General features: G+C 71.2%; 17 protein-coding genes, 2 rRNA genes and 1 pseudogene. 3 read left to right on the forward strand and 17 right to left on the reverse strand.

Annotation, left to right across the window (positions count from 1 at the left end):
• The first annotated feature begins 8 nt into the window (after positions 1 to 8).
• The 3 genes from ACF3NS_RS13400 to ACF3NS_RS13410 are packed head-to-tail and all read left to right on the forward strand — an operon-like array spanning position 9 to position 1484.
• A complete protein-coding gene (locus ACF3NS_RS13400; protein WP_392466604.1) occupies positions 9 to 578 on the forward strand; it encodes a hypothetical protein in 570 nt (189 codons plus the stop codon).
• A complete protein-coding gene (locus ACF3NS_RS13405) occupies positions 575 to 1051 on the forward strand; it encodes a hypothetical protein (RefSeq protein ID WP_154593115.1) in 477 nt (158 codons plus the stop codon). Before ACF3NS_RS13400 ends, ACF3NS_RS13405 begins: the two co-directional genes overlap by 4 nt.
• Before the next feature lie 4 nt (positions 1052 to 1055).
• Positions 1056 to 1484 (forward strand): VOC family protein, encoded by a 429-nt coding sequence (locus tag ACF3NS_RS13410; protein WP_392466607.1) that lies wholly within the window; start codon positions 1056 to 1058, stop codon positions 1482 to 1484.
• 141 nt (positions 1485 to 1625) lie between these two features.
• On the opposite strand, the gene ACF3NS_RS13415 is transcribed toward ACF3NS_RS13410, so the two are convergent.
• The 17 genes and pseudogenes from ACF3NS_RS13415 to ACF3NS_RS13495 form a co-directional block, all read right to left on the reverse strand.
• Entirely contained in the window at positions 1626 to 2060 is a 435-nt protein-coding gene (locus ACF3NS_RS13415) for a YchJ family protein (protein ID WP_311966501.1), read from the reverse strand.
• Positions 2057 to 2725 carry an NUDIX hydrolase gene (locus ACF3NS_RS13420; protein WP_154593113.1) on the reverse strand — a complete coding sequence of 223 codons (669 nt, stop codon included), beginning with the start codon at positions 2723 to 2725 and terminating at the stop codon, positions 2057 to 2059. The genes ACF3NS_RS13415 and ACF3NS_RS13420 overlap by 4 nt, the downstream gene beginning before the upstream one ends.
• A 6-nt stretch (positions 2726 to 2731) precedes the next feature.
• Complete coding sequence (locus tag ACF3NS_RS13425) at positions 2732 to 4414, reverse strand: CTP synthase (RefSeq protein ID WP_311966500.1); 1683 nt, start codon at positions 4412 to 4414, stop codon at positions 2732 to 2734.
• 66 nt (positions 4415 to 4480) lie between these two features.
• On the reverse strand, positions 4481 to 5569 hold the full coding sequence (locus tag ACF3NS_RS13430) for a glycosyltransferase (RefSeq protein ID WP_154593112.1): 1089 nt from the start codon (positions 5567 to 5569) through the stop codon (positions 4481 to 4483).
• Positions 5570 to 5594: 25 nt separating this feature from the next.
• Positions 5595 to 7256 (reverse strand): murein biosynthesis integral membrane protein MurJ, encoded by a 1662-nt coding sequence (gene murJ / locus ACF3NS_RS13435; protein WP_392466611.1) that lies wholly within the window; start codon positions 7254 to 7256, stop codon positions 5595 to 5597.
• A complete protein-coding gene (locus ACF3NS_RS13440) occupies positions 7253 to 8131 on the reverse strand; it encodes a hypothetical protein (RefSeq protein WP_392466613.1) in 879 nt (292 codons plus the stop codon). Before ACF3NS_RS13440 ends, murJ begins: the two co-directional genes overlap by 4 nt.
• Before the next feature lie 5 nt (positions 8132 to 8136).
• The gene (locus ACF3NS_RS13445) at positions 8137 to 8736 is read right to left on the reverse strand and encodes a copper transporter (RefSeq protein WP_392466615.1); all 600 of its coding nucleotides are present in this window, start codon (positions 8734 to 8736) and stop codon (positions 8137 to 8139) included.
• 38 nt (positions 8737 to 8774) lie between these two features.
• Positions 8775 to 9056: pseudogene (locus ACF3NS_RS13450) on the reverse strand (copper transporter); the annotation flags it as partial.
• A gap of 41 nt (positions 9057 to 9097) precedes the next feature.
• On the reverse strand, positions 9098 to 10279 hold the full coding sequence (steA, locus tag ACF3NS_RS13455; protein WP_392466617.1) for a putative cytokinetic ring protein SteA: 1182 nt from the start codon (positions 10277 to 10279) through the stop codon (positions 9098 to 9100).
• Between the two features lie 37 nt (positions 10280 to 10316).
• Positions 10317 to 12071, reverse strand: coding sequence for a DNA repair protein RecN (gene recN, locus ACF3NS_RS13460; RefSeq protein WP_392466620.1), 1755 nt, complete (start codon positions 12069 to 12071; stop codon positions 10317 to 10319).
• A gap of 3 nt (positions 12072 to 12074) precedes the next feature.
• Positions 12075 to 12980, reverse strand: coding sequence for an NAD kinase (locus ACF3NS_RS13465; RefSeq protein WP_288798257.1), 906 nt, complete (start codon positions 12978 to 12980; stop codon positions 12075 to 12077).
• Positions 12977 to 13870 carry a TlyA family RNA methyltransferase gene (locus ACF3NS_RS13470; protein ID WP_392466623.1) on the reverse strand — a complete coding sequence of 298 codons (894 nt, stop codon included), beginning with the start codon at positions 13868 to 13870 and terminating at the stop codon, positions 12977 to 12979. The genes ACF3NS_RS13465 and ACF3NS_RS13470 overlap by 4 nt, the downstream gene beginning before the upstream one ends.
• A 2-nt stretch (positions 13871 to 13872) precedes the next feature.
• Positions 13873 to 14067 (reverse strand): hypothetical protein, encoded by a 195-nt coding sequence (locus ACF3NS_RS13475; RefSeq protein WP_154593107.1) that lies wholly within the window; start codon positions 14065 to 14067, stop codon positions 13873 to 13875.
• Positions 14068 to 14135: 68 nt separating this feature from the next.
• Positions 14136 to 15197 (reverse strand): HAD-IIA family hydrolase, encoded by a 1062-nt coding sequence (locus ACF3NS_RS13480; RefSeq protein ID WP_392466625.1) that lies wholly within the window; start codon positions 15195 to 15197, stop codon positions 14136 to 14138.
• Positions 15190 to 15921: a hypothetical protein gene (locus ACF3NS_RS13485; RefSeq protein WP_392466627.1), complete on the reverse strand. Its 732-nt coding sequence runs from the start codon at positions 15919 to 15921 to the stop codon at positions 15190 to 15192. Before ACF3NS_RS13485 ends, ACF3NS_RS13480 begins: the two co-directional genes overlap by 8 nt.
• Before the next feature lie 551 nt (positions 15922 to 16472).
• Positions 16473 to 16589: ribosomal RNA gene (gene rrf / locus ACF3NS_RS13490) — 5S ribosomal RNA — on the reverse strand.
• Positions 16590 to 16660: 71 nt separating this feature from the next.
• Positions 16661 to 19765, reverse strand: a 23S ribosomal RNA gene (locus tag ACF3NS_RS13495).
• Positions 19766 to 19802: the final 37 nt, after the last annotated feature.

A 19802-nucleotide genomic window follows, 5' to 3' on the forward strand; every position in this document is an offset into this window, starting at 1 on the left:
TTTAGAGCATGTTCACTAGAACCCCAATTCTAGATTGCGACAGTCCGCTCGCCCGGGCACTCCCCCGGGCCGAGTTCACCGAGCACCACGACACCGTCGTCGCCGCGCCGCCCGAGCGGGCGTGGGACGCCCTGATGGGCATCCGGTGGGCCGACCTGGCCCTCGGCCGACCACTCTTCGCCGTCCGCACCCTCGGCCGGCTCGACCTCGCCGACACCCTCGTCACCGACCCCCGCGGCCCCGGCCGCCCCACGCACGTCGACCCGCCGCACTACTACGCCAGCGGCCTGGCGGGACGACCGTGGGAGCCGCGCGCGGACGCCCAGCGGCCCATCGAGTCCCTCGACCAGCTGCGGGAGTTCACCGAGCCAGGCTGGCTGCGCTATGGCATGGACTTCCGCCTCACGCCTCTCGCGGGCGGGCGCACCCACCTGGAGACGACGACCCGCTGCGACCCCACCGACGAGGTCGCCCGGCGGCGGTTCCGCGCGTACTGGACCGTCATCCGGCCGTTCTCGGGGATTCTCCGCCGAGACCTGCTGCGCGCCATACGGACTCGCGCGGAGCGCGGGGCGTGAGCACCGCTCGCCCGCCCCAGACGTGGGCCCGGTGGGCCGCCTGGGGTGCCTTCCTGTCCACGATCCCCTCGGCCGTATGGCGCCTGCTGATGCTCTACGGGGTGCTGCCCGGCACGGCTGACCTGCGAGCGCTGCACGCCGGCGAGGAGGGCTACGTCTGGGGGCTGAGCATCGTGCAGGTCGCCTGCGGAATGCTCTCGCTGGGGCTCGTGCAGGGGTGGGGCGAGCGGGTGGGCGGCCTACGCCTCAACCGGTGGGTGCCGGTGCTGGTGGGCGGCCTCGGCGCGCTGGCCGTGACCTGGCTCTTCACGATCACCATGCCCACGCAGATCCTGACCGGTCACCGCCCGGACGAGTACACCATGCACGGCGGCCCGCTCGTGCTGATGGGGGCGTGCTACCTGCCGATCCTGCTCTGGGGGCCGCTGCTGCTCGTTGCGGTGGCGGGGTACTGGCGGCGTCGGCGACCCTAGAGCCATGGAGCCGCGCATCTCTCTGGTCACCCTCGGCGTCAGCGACCTGGCCCGCTCGACGGCCTTCTACTCGGTCTGGCTCGGGGTCCCCCCGGCCACCGACCACGACGACGTGGCGTTCTTCGCCACGGGCGGGACCCGGTTGTCGCTCTACGGCTACGAGGCATTGGCCGACGACGTCGGGAACGGCTTCGCCGACCAGCAGCGGTCGCGCTTCCCGGGGATCACGCTGGCGCACAACTGCCGTGAGCGCCACGAGGTCGACGAGGTGGTGGCGGCCGCGGAAGCCGCCGGCGGCACCGTCGTCAAGCCGCCCGCCGAGGCCTTCTGGGGCGGCTATTCCGGCTACGTCGCCGACCCGGACGGCTACCTGTGGGAGATCGCCTGGGGCGCGTTCCCCATCGCGGAGGACGGTCAGCTGGTCCTGGGCTGACCCCTGACCCCTCCCCCGTGCACAACTGCTGCACTTGTGGCCGCCCCACCTGAACCCACCGTTGCGGCACAACAGGATTCACACAGGCCGCCGCTGGATGTGCAGCAGTTGTGCACGCCCGACCTCGGCGACCGAGTCGGGTCAGTCCGGGAAGTCGCCGTCGACGTAGACCCAGCGCCCGAGCAGTCGTCGAAACCGGCTGATCTCGTGCAGCTCGTGGGTGCGTCCACCGACGAGCGACCGTGCGGCATACTCCACCTCGTCGCCGTCGGCGCGGATCACCCTCAGCCCCAGCCACTCTCGCTCGGAGTCCAGGCGCAGCTCGCCGGGCCGGGTCGCCGGGTCCCAGGTCTGCAGGAGATAGTCCGCGTCCCCCACCACGAACGCGCTGTAGCGCGAGCGCATCAGCTGCTCGGGGGTCGTGGCCGTATGCCGACCCAGGTGCAGCGGTCGACAACACCGTTCGTAGGGGTCACCGGACCCGCACGGGCACTCCCCCGGCGTGCGCGGCCTGGCGACGCCGAAGGCCGCGCCGGACCCGAAGGCCGAACCGTCGCGCCCCACGGTGCCGCTCACCGATGCGCCGGGTGCTCGGGCCAGGGGCTGTCGGCGGGGCGCAGCGAGGCCCAGCCTCCCGCCCGCGAGGCGTGCGCGGCGAGGATCCCCACCACGGTGGAGGGGTTGTGCACCCGGCCGGCGAGGACCGCGTCGCGCGCCTCGTCCAGGGCGACCCAGGCGGTCGGCATACCGGCCTCCTCGGCGGTGCGCTCGTGGCGCTCCTCCGGGGCGACCAGGGACAGGTCGCGCGCGAGGTAGATGCGGATCGCCTCGTCGCTGCCGCCGGGCGTCGTCCAGTAGTCCACCAGCACGTCCCAGCGCTCGGCACGCAGGTCCGCCTCCTCCAGGAGCTCGCGGCGTGCGGCGTCGGCCGGATCCTCCCCCGCCACGTCGAGCAGACCGGCCGGGATCTCCCACGCCAGGGCCCCCACCGGGACGCGGTACTGCTGGACCAGGGCGACGTGCTCGTCGGCGTCCAGGGCCACCACGGCCACCGCACCCGGGTGTCGGAGGTACTCCCGCTCCACCTCCCCGGCCTCGCCCAGGTCGACCCGCTCGCTGACCAGGTCGAAGACCCGCCCCTCGTACAGCACCCGGGAGGCCACGACCGGCCGAGGCTCCCGCCGGTCCTGCAGCTCCGTGCCGGCGATCCTCGGCTCGCCGCGGAAGTCCTTGTCGCCCATCAGGTCTCAGGCCCGGTCCGAAGCGAAACGACGGGGCGCGGAGGCCGCGACCTCGATCCCGCGCGCCTCCAGGGCCGCGCCGACCAGGCCGGCGAAGAGCGGGTGCGCGCGGTGCGGACGGCTCTTGAACTCCGGGTGCGCCTGGGTGGCGACGTAGTAGGGGTGGACCTCGCGCGGGAGCTCGACGAACTCCACGAGGGAGCCGTCGGGCGAGGTGCCGGAGAAGACCAGGCCGGCCGCCTCCAGCTGCTCGCGGTAGGCGTTGTTGACCTCGTAGCGGTGGCGGTGGCGCTCGCTGACCTTCTGGGTGCCGTAGGCGGTGGCCACGACCGAGCCCTTGGCGAGGCGGGCGGGGTAGGCCCCCAGGCGCATCGTGCCGCCCAGGTCGCCCGCACCCTCCACGAAGGCCTTCTGCTCGGCCATGGTGGCGATGACCGGCGCCGGGGACTGCGGGTCGAACTCCGAGGAGGACGCCTCCTGGATGCCCGCGAGGTTGCGGGCCGCCTCGATGACCATGCACTGCAGGCCCAGGCAGATGCCGAGGGTGGGGACCTTGTGCTCGCGGGCCCACTGCAGCGCGCCCAGCTTGCCCTCGATCCCCCGGACCCCGAAGCCGCCCGGCACCAGCACCGCGTCCACCCCGGCGAGCGCCGCCTCGGCACCCTCGGGGGTGTCGCACGTGTCGGAGGCGACCCAGCGGATGTTGACCCGCGCGTCGTGGTCGAAGCCGCCGGCGCGCAGCGCCTCGGTCACCGACAGGTAGGCGTCCGGCAGGTCGATGTACTTGCCGACGAGGGCGATCTCGACCTGGTGGGCGGGCTGATGGACCCGCTGCAGCAGCTGGTCCCAGTCCTTCCAGTTGACGTCGCGGAACTTCAGCCCGAGTCGTCGGATGACATAGGCGTCGAGCTGCTCGCGGTGGACGACCTTGGGGATGTCGTAGATCGAGGGGGCGTCGACGCAGGCGCACACGCCCTCGGCGTCGACGTCGCACATGAGCGAGATCTTCTTCTTGATGCCCTCGGGGATCTCCCGGTCGGCGCGCAGCACGAGCCCGTCGGGCTGGATGCCGACCTGGCGCAGCGCGGCGACGGAGTGCTGCGTCGGCTTGGTCTTGAGCTCACCGCTCGGCGCGAGATAGGGCACGAGCGAGACGTGCAGGAAGAAGCTGTTGTCGCGGCCGATCTCGTGCCGCACCTGCCGGGCCGCCTCGAGGAAGGGCAGCGACTCGATGTCGCCGACGGTACCGCCGATCTCGGTGATGATGATGTCCGGAGCGTCCTTGCCCAAGGTGGCGGGCTCGCGCATCCGGTCCTTGATCTCGTTGGTGATGTGCGGGATCACCTGGACGGTGTCGCCGAGGTACTCCCCGCGCCGCTCCCGGGCGAGGACGTTGTTGTAGACCTGGCCGGTGGTGACGTTGGCGCGACCGACGAGGTTGACGTCCAGGAAGCGCTCGTAGTGGCCGATGTCCAGGTCGGTCTCGGCCCCGTCCTCGGTGACGAAGACCTCACCGTGCTGGAAGGGGTTCATCGTGCCGGGGTCGACGTTGATGTAGGGGTCGAGCTTCTGCATCGTCACGCGCAGCCCACGGGCGCGGAGCAGATGTCCGAGGCTGGAGGCCGTGAGCCCCTTGCCGAGCGACGAGGCAACGCCTCCGGTCACGAAGATGTGCTTGGTGTCCACCACGGAGTTCGATGGTACGTCATCATTCCGTGACCTCGGGACGACAGGCCGTATGCCGACCGCATGCCCTCAGCGACGACTGTCTTGCACGCACAGGGCATACTGCGACAGCGCGGCGTCCACCGCGTCGTCCTGCGTGGGCAGTGCCTGCGCCCGCGCGAGGGCGCGGGCGCGCAGGTCCTCTCGCTCGGCGGGGTCCTGCGCCACCCGCGCCACCGCGTCCGCGAGCGCCTCGGCGTCGCCGACGGGGACGAGCACCCCCGCGGACCCGACGACGGCCGCGGTGCCGCCGGCGTCGGTGGCGACGATGGCGGCGCCGGCCTCCAGCGCCTCCTGCAGGGCGAGCGGCTGCCCCTCCCAGTTGGCCGAGCTGACGACCAGGTCGGCGGCCGCGAGCAGGTCCGGCACGTCACGGCGGTCGCCGAGCAGCCGCACCGGCAGGCCGCGCTCGGCGATGTCGGTCTCGAGGTCGTGCCGCATCGGCCCCTCCCCCGCGATGACGAAGCGGATCCCGCTGTTCTTGAGCCGCGCGGCGGCGTCGAGCAGCACCGGCAGGCCCTTCTGCGTGGTGAGGCGCGCCACGACGACGGCGAGGGTGGTGTCGTCGTCGACGCCCAGCTGCCGACGCACGGTCTCCCGGTCTGCCCGCGCCCCGGAGAACGCCGGCGCCGGGATGACGGCGTGCTCGACCCGGCGGGCGCCCAGCTCGCGCTGACGCTCCTCGAGGTCCCGGCTGACGGTGAGGACCAGGTCGGCCTTGCTGGCGACGAGCCGGTCCAGGGTGTTGTAGACGCCGCCCAGCCAGGAGCTGTCGGGCGTGGCGTTGTGCAGGGTGACGATGAGCGGGGCCAGGTGCCCGGTGCGGGCGAGGGAGCACAGCGCCCCGGCGCGCAGGCCGTGGGCGTGGACGACGTCGGCGCCGTCGATGAGGGCGCGCAGCGTCTGGTGGGCCCGCAGGTCGTTGGCGGGGTGCGGCCGGTCCGAGATGGGCAGGTGGACCACGCGGGCACCGGTGGCGCCGTAGGCGAAGAGCTCGTCGGCCGACTGGGGGCACCCGACCATGACGTCGTGCCCACGGGCGACGAGGCCCTGGACGAGTCCGTGGACGTGCCGTCCCATGCCGCCGGAGCTTGTACCCACGACCAGGAGGATGCGCATGGCAGTAGTTCACCACGAACGTGGATCAACCGCCCTGACGGACCGCCCCCCGGACAGCGCCGACGAGCGCCCGCACGCCCACCCGATCCAGGGCGGCCGCCGCACCCAGCCACACGGCGAGCGCGACCACCCCGCTCGCGACACCGAGGGCGACGGGCCCGGCGACGCCGCCGGCGTCCGCCGTGCCGGGCATGCCTGCCGTGGGCCACCAGGCTGTGGCGAGGCGCCCGGCCACACCGGCCACGGGTATGGCGAGCGCGGCGCCCGCCACGGTCCGGGTCAGCCCGGCCGTGGTCGCGGTCCCCCAGGCGCGACGCACGGCCGCGAGCAGCCCGGCCCCGGCGACGGTCATCCCGACGCTGCTCGCCACCCCGAGGGCGGTGATCGTGGAGCCGGCCGTGGCGGAGCCCGCCGTGAGGACGAACGGCACCGCCGCCGCCAGGAGCCAGCCCGCCGCCGTCCACCTGGCGGCGACCGAGGGACGGCCTCGGACGTAGAGGGCGCGCGTCAGCAGGGCCACGAGCCCGTAGCCGAGCAGGCCGGGGGCGAAGCTGGTCAGGCCCAGGTCGACGCTGGTCGCGAGGTCGGGCCCCTGCCCGTGGTGCCGGCCCGCATCGATGGTCGCGAAGAAGCGACCCACCGCCGGGGCGGCCGCCACGAGGACGGCGGCCCCGAGCGAGCCCGACAGGGCCACGACGCGCACCGACCTGCCCAGCCGGGCGGAGAGCTCGGGGGTCACCGGAGCCCGCTGTCCGCCACGCTGCGTGAGGGAGGGGAGCACCGCCGTCGCCACGGGGACAGCCAGCACGGCGTAGGGGAGGACGTAGACCGCCTGGACGTACTGGTAGACGTTGAGCACGCCCGTCCCGCCGCGGTGGTCGGCGATCCACACGGTGGCCAGCACGGCGACCTGCTGCGCGAGCAGGGCGATGATCCCGGCGACGGCGAGACGGCGCACCCGGCGCCCCGCATCGTCGGGCAGGCGCAGGGTGGGGCACAGCCGAGCACCGCTGCGCCACAAGGGGACCAGGAGCGGCAGGCTCAGGGTGACCACCCCGAGCGTCGTGCCGCCCGCCAGCGCCGCCACGGCCCCGTCCGGCAGCGTCGCCCCCGTGGCGCCGGGGGGCGCCATACGGCCGTAGGCGACGTAGGCGGCGATCACGACGAGGCTGGACAGCAGCGGCACCAGGGCGGGCCAGGCGAAGCGCCGACGGGCCTGCAAGGCGCCAGCGGCGACGACGCCGATGCCGTAGAGGGGGATCTGCGGGGCGAACCACCACAGCATGCGGGTGGCGAGCTCGCGCTGCGACGCGCACGCCTCGTCGGGCAGCAGGAAACCCGCGACCGGCGCGGCGACGAAGGCCAGGACCACGGCGAGGGGCACGAGGACCACGCAGGCCCAGGTCAGCAGTGCCGAGACCACCTGGTCCGCGCGGTCGTGGTCGTCGTCAGCGAGGTAGCCCGCCACGACGGGCACCGCGACCGCCGCCAGGGCCCCTCCGGCGGCGACCTCGTAGAGGACGTTGGGCACGGTGTTGGCGGCGGCGTAGGCCGTGCCCACGCATCCCGCCCCGACCTGCCCAGAGAAGGTCAGCCACCGGCCGAACCCGACGACGCGCGCCAGCAGGGTCAGGACGGCGATCAGTCCGCTGGCCGCCGCGATCCCCCGCACCGCGCGGGCGCTCACGTGGCGCGGCCCCACGCGTCGACCGCGCGCAGCACCGGGCTCGCCTCGATCACGGCGCTGAAGCTCACGCGCTCGCTCGCGAGCACCAGGCTTGAGAGTATGGCGAGCGCCAGGGCCCTCGCGGGGAGCCGGCAGCCGGCGACGACCGCCGTCCCGAGCAGCGCCCCCGCGGCGTTGGCCCCCGTGTCGCCCAGCATCGACCGGCCGGCCAGGTCGTCCGGCAGCATGCCCAGCGAGGCTCCGGCGGCAGCGGCGGCGAGCGTCGCGGGGCCGGGACCGAGGACCGCGGTGATCGGAGCCGTGAGCAGGACGACCTTGAGGGCCCTGCCGGGCCGCAGGTCGAACAGGTTGGCGAGGTTGGCCGAGGCCGCCACGACGCCCGCCCCCACGACCGCCTCCACCAGCTCGGTCGTCCCACCCCGTGTGGAGCGGTGCCGTCGGGGCCTGTCGATCACTGCGGTGGCGAGGGCCCCGGCGGCGGCCAGGCCTACGATCTTGACCGCGCCCGTGGTGATCTCGCCGCGACGGAGGGCGCCGAGGTGGCCGCGCAGCCCCTTGACGGAGGTCGTGCCGGCGTGGTCGTCCAGGGCGCCGAGGGCGGCGGCGGCGGCGGTGGCGAGCAGCCCTGCGCATGCGGCGCGGGACGGGTCGAGGGCGAGGGGCACAGCGGCTCCCAGCGCCCAGGCGGGCCCCTCGAGGAGGGTGACCGCGCGCCCCGCGTGGTTGGTGCGCTCCCAGACCGCGTGGCCGAGCGGGGGGTGGCGGCGCGCGACGGCGGCGGCGCACCGCGCCGTGACGGCGGACAGTCCGGCCGCGACGATCGGTCCCGGTCGTGGCGAGGCGGGCAGGGACGGCCGGGCGGGCAGGGCGGGCACGCCGGTCACCGACCGAGGTCGGGGACGACGGACTCGGCGTCCGAGCCGGTGCCGTACCGACCGGCACCACCTTGCTGCTGGGCCGCGAGCGCGACGGCGGTCGCGACCTGCCCGACGGCGCGGTCCGCGTCGTCGACGGTGGAGACAGCGGCCGCCGCGGCCCGGTCCGCGCGGACGCCGCTCACCACTGCGGCGGCGCTGAGGTTGTCGGGGTCATCGGTGGGGCGCGTCGGCGACACGAGGACGGAGCCGTTGGACACGGCGTCCGCGCCCCGGACGAGCCGGGCATAGGCCCGCACCTGCGGGCCGGTGCCCGTCGCGGTGCTGGCCACCATGGGGGCGGCCACCGTCACCATGAGGGTGGCTTCCGTCGGGTCCTCGCCGCGCACGCTGACCAGACCCTTGCCGCGGAGCACCTCGAGGGCCTGGCGGGCGCGGGCGGCGTCGCCCTGGCCTCGGCCCTGGGTCGTCCCGGTGAGGGTGGCCCGCCCGAGGACCGTCCCGGGCAGCAGGCCCTCACCGACGGTGCGCGCGTCGATCTGCAGGACCTCGGCGGCCTGACGCACGGAGTCGGTGAGCTCCCCGAGGAGTCCGGGCGCGTCCACGCGTCGCTGAGCCGCACGACGGAGGCCACGGCAGCGCCCGACTCGGTCAGGGCCGTCTGCACCCCGCTGACGACCTGCTCGTCCGCACCCGCGGCGGCGACCACGACGACCCGGCGGTCGGCGAGCCGGCCAGCGAGCAGCTGCGGGCGGCTGGCCGTGGCGTAGCTCTCGCCCGCCGCGACGGATCGGCGGGCGGCGGTGAGCTCCTGGTTGAGGGCGGTCTTGTCCTCCCGGAGCTTGGTGATCTCGGAGGTCAGCGTGGTGCCGATGTCCTCCTTGAGAGGGCCCGCGCCCAGCACGATGCCCACGGCCAAGGCCATGAAGATCGCGATGACGGACACGAGGTGGTAGCGGAAGTCGATCACGTGGGGAGCCCCCCGAGCCAGGAGATGAGGTCGTCCCACCGTGCCATGACCGCCTGCAGCATCGCCTGGCCGCCGGGCGTGACCGACAGGGCGACGCCGAGCGCCAGCAGGCCGGCGAGGACGAGCAGGACGAGCGACGCGCTCGAGATGCGCGTGCGGTAGAGCCGCGACACCCCCTTGGCGTCGACGAGCTTGCCGCCGACCCGCAGGCGGGTGAGGAAGGTGCTGGCCATCCCCTCGCGCCCCTTGTCCAGGAACTCGACGAGCGTCGCATGCGTGCCGACGGCCACGATCAGCGTGGCCCCGGCGTCGTCGGCGAGGAGCATGGCGATGTCCTCGCTGGTGCCGGTGGCGGGGAAGACGACGGGGGCCAGGCCCAGCGCGCGGACCCGGTCGAGGCCCGGTGCGCGACCGTCGCGATAGGCGTGGACGACGATCTCCGCCCCGCTGGTCAGGGCCTGGTCGCTGACGGAGTCCATGTCGCCGACGATCAGGTCGGGCCGGTGCCCCAGCTCGAGCAGGGCGTCGGCGCCGCCGTCGACCCCGATGAGCACGGGGCGGTACTCCTTGACGTAGTGCTGCAGGGCCCGCAGGTCCTCCTTGTAGTGGTAGCCGCGCACGACCACCAGCACGTGCCGACCGGCGATGGCCGTGTCGATGTCGGGGATCCCGACTCCGTCGAGGAGCAGCGCGCGCTCCTTCTTGAGGTACTCCATCGTGTTGGCCGCGAAGGCCTCGAGCTGGTTGGACAAGCCGATGCGCGCGAGGGTCTGGGCGGCCTCGATGCTCTCGGCCGACTGCCGGTGACCGGTCACCACGCTGCGCCCGTCGACGACCAGGGTCGCGTCCACGAGCTCGGCGACCGTCCCCTCCTTGACCTGCATGACCTCCGGGCCGAGACCGTCGACGTGCGGTATGCCGGCGTCGAGCAGGATCTGCGGACCGAGGTTGGGGTAGCGCCCGGTGGTGGAGCGTGCGGCGTTGAGCACGGCGGCGGGCCGGCAGGCCACGAGCGCCTCGGCGCTGACCCGGTCGATGTCCGCGTGGTCGATGACCGCGATGTCCCCGGGCCGCAGGCGCTTCGTGAGGTCCTTGGTGCGACGGTCGACACGGACCGTGTGCGTGCCGGCCGTCGGATCCTCGGGGAGGGATCGACGGAAGTGGGGAAGCTGGGACATCGTCATCCATCGTGCCACGGTGTGCTGCGGGCCATGATCAGGTGCCCTCCCGCGGCTCGTTGACGCGCTCCTGTGCGCTCGCCAGGAGCTGCTGGGCGTGCTCGACCGCGGCGCCGCTCTCGTCCCCGCTCATCATCCGCGCCAGCTCGCGCACCCGCTCGTCGCCGGCGACCTCCACGACGCCGCTCGCTGCCACCTGACCGTCGTCCGCCTTGCGGACGACGAGGTGCCGGTCGGCATAGGCCGCGACCTGCGCAAGGTGGGTCACGACGATGACCTGGGCCTCGCGCGCCAGCTCGGCGAGCCGGGCGCCCACCTCGACCCCGGCCTTGCCGCCGATGCCGGCGTCGACCTCGTCGAAGACGAAGGTCGGCACGGTGGAGGAGCCGCCGTGGGTCACGACCTCGATGGCGAGCATGACGCGGGACAGCTCGCCCCCGGAGGCGGCCCGCGTCACCGTGCGCGGCGGCGCTCCGGCGTTGGCCGCGAGCGCGATGTCTACCTCGTCGATCCCGTTGCGAGAGTAGCGGACGCGTTCGCCGGACGGCAGCTCCAGACCGCGCTCGTGGGCCTGGGTGGTCACCCCCACGACCAGGTGGGCGCGGGGCATGGACAGTCGTCGCAGCTCGGCCGTGACCGCGGCGCCGAGTCGCTCGGCCGCGGCGGCTCGGGCGTCGTGCAGGGCCGCGCCGGCGGCACCGAGCCGGGGCGTGAGCTGGGCCAGCCGGGCCTCGATCTCCTCGATGCGGGCGTCGTCCCCCTCGAGCGTCAGCAGGGTGCGGCTGGCATCCCGGGACCAGGCCAGGACCTCCTCCACGGTGTCGCCGTACTTGCGCTGGAGACGGGTGAGCTCGGCCCGGCGCTCCTGCACCCACGACAGTCGCCCCGGGTCGACCTCGACGTCCGTGAGGTAGCCCGCGACGTCGGTCGTCAGGTCGGACGCGACGTAGGTCAGCTCGGCGAGCCGACGGTGCAGGTCCGCCAGCGCCGGGTCGTGCCCGGTCCACGGCTCGAGCGCCGAGACGGCCTCGCCGAGGGCGGCCAGCGCTCCGCCCGAGGCACCGTCCCAGGCGCTGTCGTCGCCCGCCAGCAGGGCGTGCGCGCGGGACGCGCCGTCGCGCAGGGCGTCGGCGTGGGACAGGCGGTCGTCCTCGCCCCGCAGCTCCTCGTCCTCACCCGGCTGCGGGTCGACGGCCTCGATCTCCTCGAGGGCCACGCGGAGCCCTTCGGCCTCTCGGGCGCGCTCGCGGGCCGCCGACCGCAGCCGGTCCGCCTCCGCCGCCAGGGCGTGGTGCTCGTCATACCGCCGCTGGAAGTCCTCGAGGAGCCGACCGACCTCGGGCTCGAAGCCGTCGAGCACCACGCGGTGCTCCTCGGCGCTGCGCAGCCGCCACTGGTCGGCCTGGCCGTGCACCGCCACGAGCCGCTCCCCCACCTCGGAGAGGGTGCTGATGGGCACGGACCGGCCGCCGAGGTGCGCCCGCGAGCGCCCCTGGGCCGCGACGCTTCGGGCCAGGATGAGCCCGTCGGTGACGTCAGCGCCGGCCTCCGCGGCTCGGACGAGCGCCGGGTGGTCGGCCTCCAGGTCGGCGAAGCCCTCGACGCTGGTGCGGTCGGCGCCGGTACGCACGAGCTCGCTGTCAGCGCGACCGCCGAGCAGGAGCCCGAGACCGGTGACGACCATCGTCTTGCCCGCGCCCGTCTCGCCCGTGACGACGTTGAGGCCGGGCGCGAGGTCCAGCACGGCCTCGTCGATCACCCCGAGACCGCGGATCGTGATGTCGCGCAGCATCGCTCACTGCTCCCGCACGCGGCCCTGGCCGCGCCAGCCGACGATGGACAGGTCGAACTTGCGCACCAGGCGGTCGGTGAAGGGCGCGGTCGCGAGACGGGCGAGGCGCACGGGTGTCTGCCCCCGGCACACCTCCACCCGGGCCCCGCGCGGCAGGTCCACGGTCCGGCGCCCGTCGCACCACAGGACGCCCGTGCCCTCCTGGTCCGGCAGCAGCTCCACGGCGACCTGGGCCGACGGGTCCAGCACCAGGGGCCGGGCGAACAACGCGTGGGCGGACAGCGGCACCACGAGGATCGCCGCGACGGTGGGCCACACGACCGGGCCACCCGCGGAGAAGGCGTAGGCCGTCGACCCGGTGGGGGTGGCCATGACGACGCCGTCGCAGCCCCAGGTCGACAGCGGGCGTCCGTCGATCTCCATGGCCAGCTCGAGCATCCGTTGGCGCGAGGCCTTCTCGACGGTGGCCTCGTTGAGCGCCCAGGTGCGCTGCACCTCGTCCTCGCCCTGCCGCACCACCACGTCCAAGGTCATGCGCTCCTCCACGACGTAGTCGCGGTGCACGATGCGCTCCACCACGTCCGGGAAGTGCTCGCGCTCCGCCTCCGCGAGGAAGCCCACGTGGCCGAGGTTGACCCCGAGCACCGGGGTGCCGTGCTCGCGAGCCAGCTCGGCGCCCCGCAGGATCGTGCCGTCGCCGCCCAGCACGCACACGAGCTCGCACCCGGCCGCCTCGTCGTGGCCCGCCGCCTCCACGACGTCGTCCAGCCGCCGCGCGAAGCCGCGCAGGTCCGCGGCGTTGATCACCGAGGTGACCCCCGCCTCGCGCAGCCGCTCGGCGAGCGCGCGCGCCAGGTCGAGCGCCTCGGGGCGGCGGTGGTGGACGACCAGCAGGACTCGGCGGCTCACGGATGCTCTCCTCGATAGGTCTGCGGCGTGTGGTCGACGTGCGCGGCCGCGACGGGCGGCGGGGGCCCGGCCGGTGACGGCGCCGCGTCGTCCGCCCCGCGTCCGGTGGTCAGGACCTCGGCGCGGGCCCGCCAGGGCGCCAGGGGTGGCGCCGGCCCGTCCGACCGCACGCACCACAGAAGGTACTCGTCGTTGCCGTCCGTCCCGCGCAGCGGGCTCGCGGCGAGGCCTCGGGGATGGAGCCCGGCGCCCGCCAACGACTCCAGCACCGCCACCACGGCGTCGCCGCGGTGACCGGCGTCGCGCACGACGCCACGCTTGCCGCGGCGGGTGCGTCCCACCTCGAACTGTGGCTTGACCAGCGCCACGGCCTCGCCTCCCACCTGCACCAGGTCGGCGAGGCGACCGCTCACGAGGGTCAAGGAGATGAAGCTCAGGTCCGTGACCAGCAGCTCGAAGGGGCCGGCGAGGTCCTGCGCACCGACGTCGCGCACAGACGTGCCGCTGCGCTCGTCCACGCGCGGATCACGGGCGAGGGAGGGGTCCAGCTGGCCGTGCCCGACGTCGAGCGCGCACACCGACGCGGCGCCGCGGTCGAGCAGCACCTGGGTGAAGCCCCCGGTGCTGGCGCCGACGTCGATGCACCGTCGGCCGCGCACCTGCACCGCCGGGAAGGCCTCCAGCGCACCCAGCAGCTTGTGCGCCGCCCGGCTGACCCACGGGTCGATCTGCCCGGCGACCTCCACCGCGTCGTGCACCTCGACGGGATGCGAGGCCTTGCGCACCTCGCGCCCGCCCACGCTGACGCGACCGGCGTCGACCAGCTCCCGGGCCTGGCCCCGTGACCGTGCCAGTCCGCGGCGCACGAGCTCCGCGTCCAACCGGGCCACGCTCACGCCCCGCTGACCCCGGAGAGGCGACCCTGCAGGACGTCATGGACGTGCTGGGCCGCCGCGATCTGGGCTTGGGGGTCGTCCCCGCCGGCCGCCTCCTCCAGGGCACGCAGGGCGGCCTCGACGGTCGGGTCGCGCCCGTCGGGGCCGGCACCCATCGCCGCCGGGGTGGCGCTCCCAGGGGACTCGGTCATGGCGCTCCTTCGGTGGTCGTCATGGCCACCCTAGCCGCGGGGTCGGACAGCCTCGGGGATGACGGTGGTCACCGGGGGTCGAGCGCGTCCAGGACCGCGGTCAGGGACGAGGACAGAGGTATGCCGACCCGCCCGTGGTCGCGGGCCGCCCAGACCGCGGCGACCGCCGCGCGGGCCCGCTCGACGACCGCGCCGTCGTCGACCGCCAAGGACGCCTCGTCCCCGCTGCCGGAGACGGTTGCCTGCGTGTCGCCGCAACGCGCCGTCACCTGCTCCGCGGCCACCTCGACCCGCGCTGCGACATACGGCTCCCGCAGGGCGCGCAGGTCCAGCCCGAGATAGGTCGGCCGGAGCTGCTCGTCGGCACCGGCCAGGGCCACGAGCCCGTCGACCCCCGTCAGCACGTGCAGGCTCTGCATGCCGGCGGCGTTCGCGCCCTCGATGTCCGTGTCGAGCCGGTCGCCGATCGCGAGCATGCTCGTGACGTCCCCGCCCGCTCGCTCGGCACACATGAGGTACAGCGGCGGGTGCGGCTTGCCCGCAACCTGCGGGTCGCGCCCCACGGCGTTGACGACGGCTTGCACGGCAGAGCCGTTGCCTGGGGCGATCCCCCGGTCCGTGGGGATGGTGAGGTCGACGTTGGTGGCCATCCAGACCGCGCCCGCCGCCACGGCGTACGCCGTCTCCTTGAGGTCGGACCAGCTGAGCTCGGTGCCGTAACCCTGGAGGACGGCCGCAACCCGTCCCGCGACGGCGGGATCGTCGATCCGGTCCTGAGGGCTGACTGGGGTCAGGCCCACCTGCCGCAGGGCCGTCGCCACGCCCGGGCCCCCGACGGCGAGGACCGTGGAGCCGGGCTCCACCTGCCGCGCCAGGAGCGCCGCTCCTGCCTGGGCGCTCGTCACCACGTGCTCGGGGTCGGTGCGGACGCCGAGCTCGTGCAGGTGCTGCGCGACCGCGTCCGCTGGGCGCCCGGCGTTGTTGGTCGCGTACATCACCTGCAGGCCGTCGGCCACCGCCGCGCCCAGCGCGTCCGCGGCGTGAGGCACGGGGTGGGGTCCGCGGTAGACGACGCCGTCGAGGTCGACCACCAGGCCACGAAAGCCCTCGATCAGGGCGCGGTCAGACACGAGGACCCTCCGTAGAGCCGTCGGTCCGGGCGTCGGCTTCAGCCTCCGGATCGTCGTCCTCACCCTCCAGCAGGTCGGTGAAGGTGAAGCCCTCGAGCTCGGCGATCCGCTCGTCGGCGTCGGTCTCGGCCTCGTGGTCGGTCGACGCGGAGCGGTGGAACCACTCGAGGGCGCCCGCTTCGTCCCCGAGGGCCAGCAGAGCATCCGCGTACGCGTAGGCGAGCCTCGGATACCACGGCTTGGTCGTCCCCTGCCGCAGGGCCGGGACCTCCAGCTCCACCTTGGCGGCATCGAGCTGACCAAGGTCGCGGCGGATGCCGGAGATGACGATGAGCAGCTCGATGCGGTCCTCCTGCGGCAGCGCCCCCGCCTGGGGGCTCTGCGCCAGCTCGAGGGCCTTGTCCGGCCGGCCGAGGGCGCGCTCGCAGTCGACCATGAACGGCAGCAGGTGGTTCGAGCCCGAGAGGCGACGTGCGGTGCGGAACTCGTTGAGCGCCTTGGCCCACTCCTGCCGTCGGTAGTGCACGAGGCCGAGGGCCTCACGCGCGGCCGCGACCCGCCCGGCGCGGCGCACCGCGGTCTCCGCGTGGGCCAAGGCGCCGTCCTCGTCCACGTCGAGCAGTCGCGCCGCCATCACCAGGTGCTGACCGACGCCCTCGGCATTCTCCTTGCTGAGCGTCCGCAGCTGGTTCTTGACGGCACGGTCCAGCTCGAAGCCCGTCACGTCCTCGTGGATGGCCGGCTCGGGCAGCCGCCCCTGGGTGGGGACGAGACGTGAACCACCCCGCTGCTCGGGCGCCGCGGCCTGGCCCTCCCGCCGACGGTCGCGGCTGCCCTGACCGCCGCGCGGGGCATGACCACGGCGTTCACCACCATCACGCTGTTGGTAGGGACGCCGCTCTCCACCCTCACGCTCGGGCCGGCCAGCCCCGCCACCATCACGCCGCCGATAGGGACGACGCTCTCCACCCTCACGCTCGGGCCGGCCAGCCCCGCCACCTTCGCGCCGCTGGTAAGGGCGACGCTCCCCCCCGCGCGGACCTGACGGTCGACGCGCACGGTCCCGGTCGCTCTGGTGGGCGTTGTCCGTCACGGTCCTTCTCCTCCACGTCGCCGGCGCGTGCCGGGCAGGTCACTATGCAGGTCGTCGTGCTCCAGTATGCCGCAGCCGCGGGGCGCCGCCGGAGCTCAGAGCCAGGCACGACCGAAAAGCAGAGCGGATCGGAACGCAGAAAAGCCCCGGACCTGGTGGTCCGGGGCTTCCCCACAATGGTTGTCCGGCGGCGTCCTACTCTCCCACACCGTCTCCAGTGCAGTACCATCGGCGCTGTCAGGCTTAGCTTCCGGGTTCGGAATGGGACCGGGCGTTTCCCTGACGCTATGACCGCCGTAACTCTATCGACTTGTCAAACCACCTGAATGGTTTGTGTGTCGGGAACTACACAGTGGACGCGAGCAATCTTCGGGTCAAGTCATCGGCTTATTAGTACCGGTCAGCTCCACACATTGCTGTGCTTCCACATCCGGCCTATCAACCCAGTAGTCTAGCTGGGAGCCTCTCACCCACAAGGGGCATGGAAACCTCATCTTGAAGCGTGCTTCCCGCTTAGATGCTTTCAGCGGTTATCACTTCCGAACGTAGCTAATCAGCGGTGCCCTTGGCAGAACAACTGACACACCAGAGGTTCGTCCATCCCGGTCCTCTCGTACTAGGGACAGCCCTTCTCAAGTTTCCTACGCGCACAGCGGATAGGGACCGAACTGTCTCACGACGTTCTAAACCCAGCTCGCGTACCGCTTTAATGGGCGAACAGCCCAACCCTTGGGACCTACTCCAGCCCCAGGATGCGACGAGCCGACATCGAGGTGCCAAACCATGCCGTCGATATGAACTCTTGGGCAAGATCAGCCTGTTATCCCCGGGGTACCTTTTATCCGTTGAGCGACGGCGCTTCCACAAGCCACCGCCGGGTCACTAGTCCCGACTTTCGTCCCTGCTCGACATGTCTGTCTCACAGTCAAGCTCCCTTGTGCACTTACACTCGAAACCTGATTGCCAACCAGGCTGAGGGAACCTTTGGGCGCCTCCGTTACCCTTTAGGAGGCAACCGCCCCAGTTAAACTACCCACCAGGCACTGTCCCTGATCCGGATCACGGACCGAGGTTAGATATCCAGAACGACCAGAGTGGTATTTCAACGATGACTCCACACACACTGGCGTGCATGCTTCACAGTCTCCCACCTATCCTACACAAGCCGTACCGAACACCAATACCAAGCTATAGTAAAGGTCCCGGGGTCTTTCCGTCCTGCTGCGCGTAACGAGCATCTTTACTCGTAATGCAATTTCGCCGAGTTCGCGGTTGAGACAGTGGGGAAGTCGTTACGCCATTCGTGCAGGTCGGAACTTACCCGACAAGGAATTTCGCTACCTTAGGATGGTTATAGTTACCACCGCCGTTTACTGGCGCTTAAGTTCTCAGCTTCGCCGTAAGGCTAACCGGTCCCCTTAACGTTCCAGCACCGGGCAGGCGTCAGTCCGTATACATCGAATTACTTCTTCGCACGGACCTGTGTTTTTAGTAAACAGTCGCTTCCCCCTGGTCTCTGCGGCCACTCACGCTCAACACGCAAGGTGCGTCACGATCATGGCCCCCCTTCTCCCGAAGTTACGGGGGCATTTTGCCGAATTCCTTAACCACGATTCACTCGATCGCCTTGGTATTCTCTACCTAACCACCTGAGTCGGTTTGGGGTACGGGCGGCTCAGTCCCTCGCTAGAAGCTTTTCTCGGCAGCATAGGATCACCCTCTTCCCGCATACGCGGTCACTATCAGATCTCACCCGTACAGTGTGCGGATTTACCTACACACAGGGCTACATCCTTGGACGTGGACAACCATCGCCACGCGGAGGCTACCTTCCTGCGTCACTCCATCGCTTAACTACTACTGGCTCAGGTCACCTCATCCACTCCTCACCCACCCGAAGGCGGTTAAGAGAAGCTTCACCAGGTTTAGTATCACCAGCCTCGCTAGGGGCGGTACTGCGCCGGTTCCGGAATATCAACCGGATGTCCATCGACTACGCCTGTCGGCCTCGCCTTAGGTCCCGACTTACCCAGGGCAGATTAACTTGACCCTGGAACCCTTGGTTATTCGGCGGACGGGTTTCTCACCCGTCATTCGCTACTCATGCCTGCATTCTCACTCGCGTAGCGTCCACGGCTGGATCACTCCGCCGCTTCACTCGCCACACGACGCTCCCCTACCCATCGACACGCCTGAACCACAAAGGCTTGGCAATGTGTCAATGCCACAGCTTCGGCGGTGTGCTTGAGCCCCGCTACATTGTCGGCGCAAAATCACTTGACCAGTGAGCTATTACGCACTCTTTAAAGGGTGGCTGCTTCTAAGCCAACCTCCTGGTTGTCACAGCAACTTCACATCCTTTTCCACTTAGCACACGCTTAGGGGCCTTAGCTGGTGATCTGGGCTGTTTCCCTCTCGACTACGGAGCTTATCCCCCGCAGTCTCACTGCCACGCTCTCACTTACCGGCATTCGGAGTTTGGCTGACGTCAGTAACCTGGTGAGGCCCATTAGCCATCCAGTAGCTCTACCTCCGGTAAGAAACACGTGACGCTGCACCTAAATGCATTTCGGGGAGAACCAGCTATCACGAAGTTTGATTGGCCTTTCACCCCTACCCACAGCTCATCCCCCCAGTTTTCAACCTAGGTGGGTTCGGTCCTCCACGCGGTCTTACCCGCGCTTCAACCTGGCCATGGGTAGATCACTTCGCTTCGGGTCTAGACCCAGCGACTCTGACGCCCTATTCGGACTCGCTTTCGCTACGGCTTCCCCACACGGGTTAACCTCGCCACTGAGCACTAACTCGCAGGCTCATTCTTCAAAAGGCACGCTGTCACCCCACAAAGAGGCTCCAACGGATTGTAAGCGCACGGTTTCAGGATCTATTTCACTCCCCTCCCGGGGTACTTTTCACCTTTCCCTCACGGTACTAGTCCGCTATCGGTCACCAGGGAATATTTAGGCTTAGCGGGTGGTCCCGCCAGATTCACACGGGATTTCTCGGGCCCCGTGCTACTTGGGATACTCATCCACAGTCTCGAACGTTTCGGCTACGGGGGTAACACCCTCTATGCCCGGCCTTTCAAGACCGTTCGCCTACGAACAAGATTTCTCACTGTGCGCCCGCATGTCAGTACGGGCAGACAAGTCCCACAACCCCGACCGTGCAACCCCTGACAGGTATCACACACGACCGGTTTAGCCTCTTCCGCGTTCGCTCGCCACTACTGACGGAATCACTGTTGTTTTCTCTTCCTGTGGGTACTGAGATGTTTCACTTCCCCACGTTCCCTCCACACACCCTATATATTCAGGTGCAGGTGACTGGACATAAACTCCAGCCGGGTTTCCCCATTCGGAAATCCTCGGATCACAGTCTGGTTATCGACTCCCCGAGGCTTATCGCAGATTCCTACGTCCTTCATCGGTTCCTGGTGCCAAGGCATCCACCGTGCGCCCTTAAAAACTTGGCCACAAAGATGCTCGCGTCCACTGTGTAGTTCTCAAAAC

The organism is Arsenicicoccus cauae (assembly GCF_043162025.1).
GTDB lineage: Bacteria > Actinomycetota > Actinomycetes > Actinomycetales > Dermatophilaceae > Arsenicicoccus > Arsenicicoccus cauae.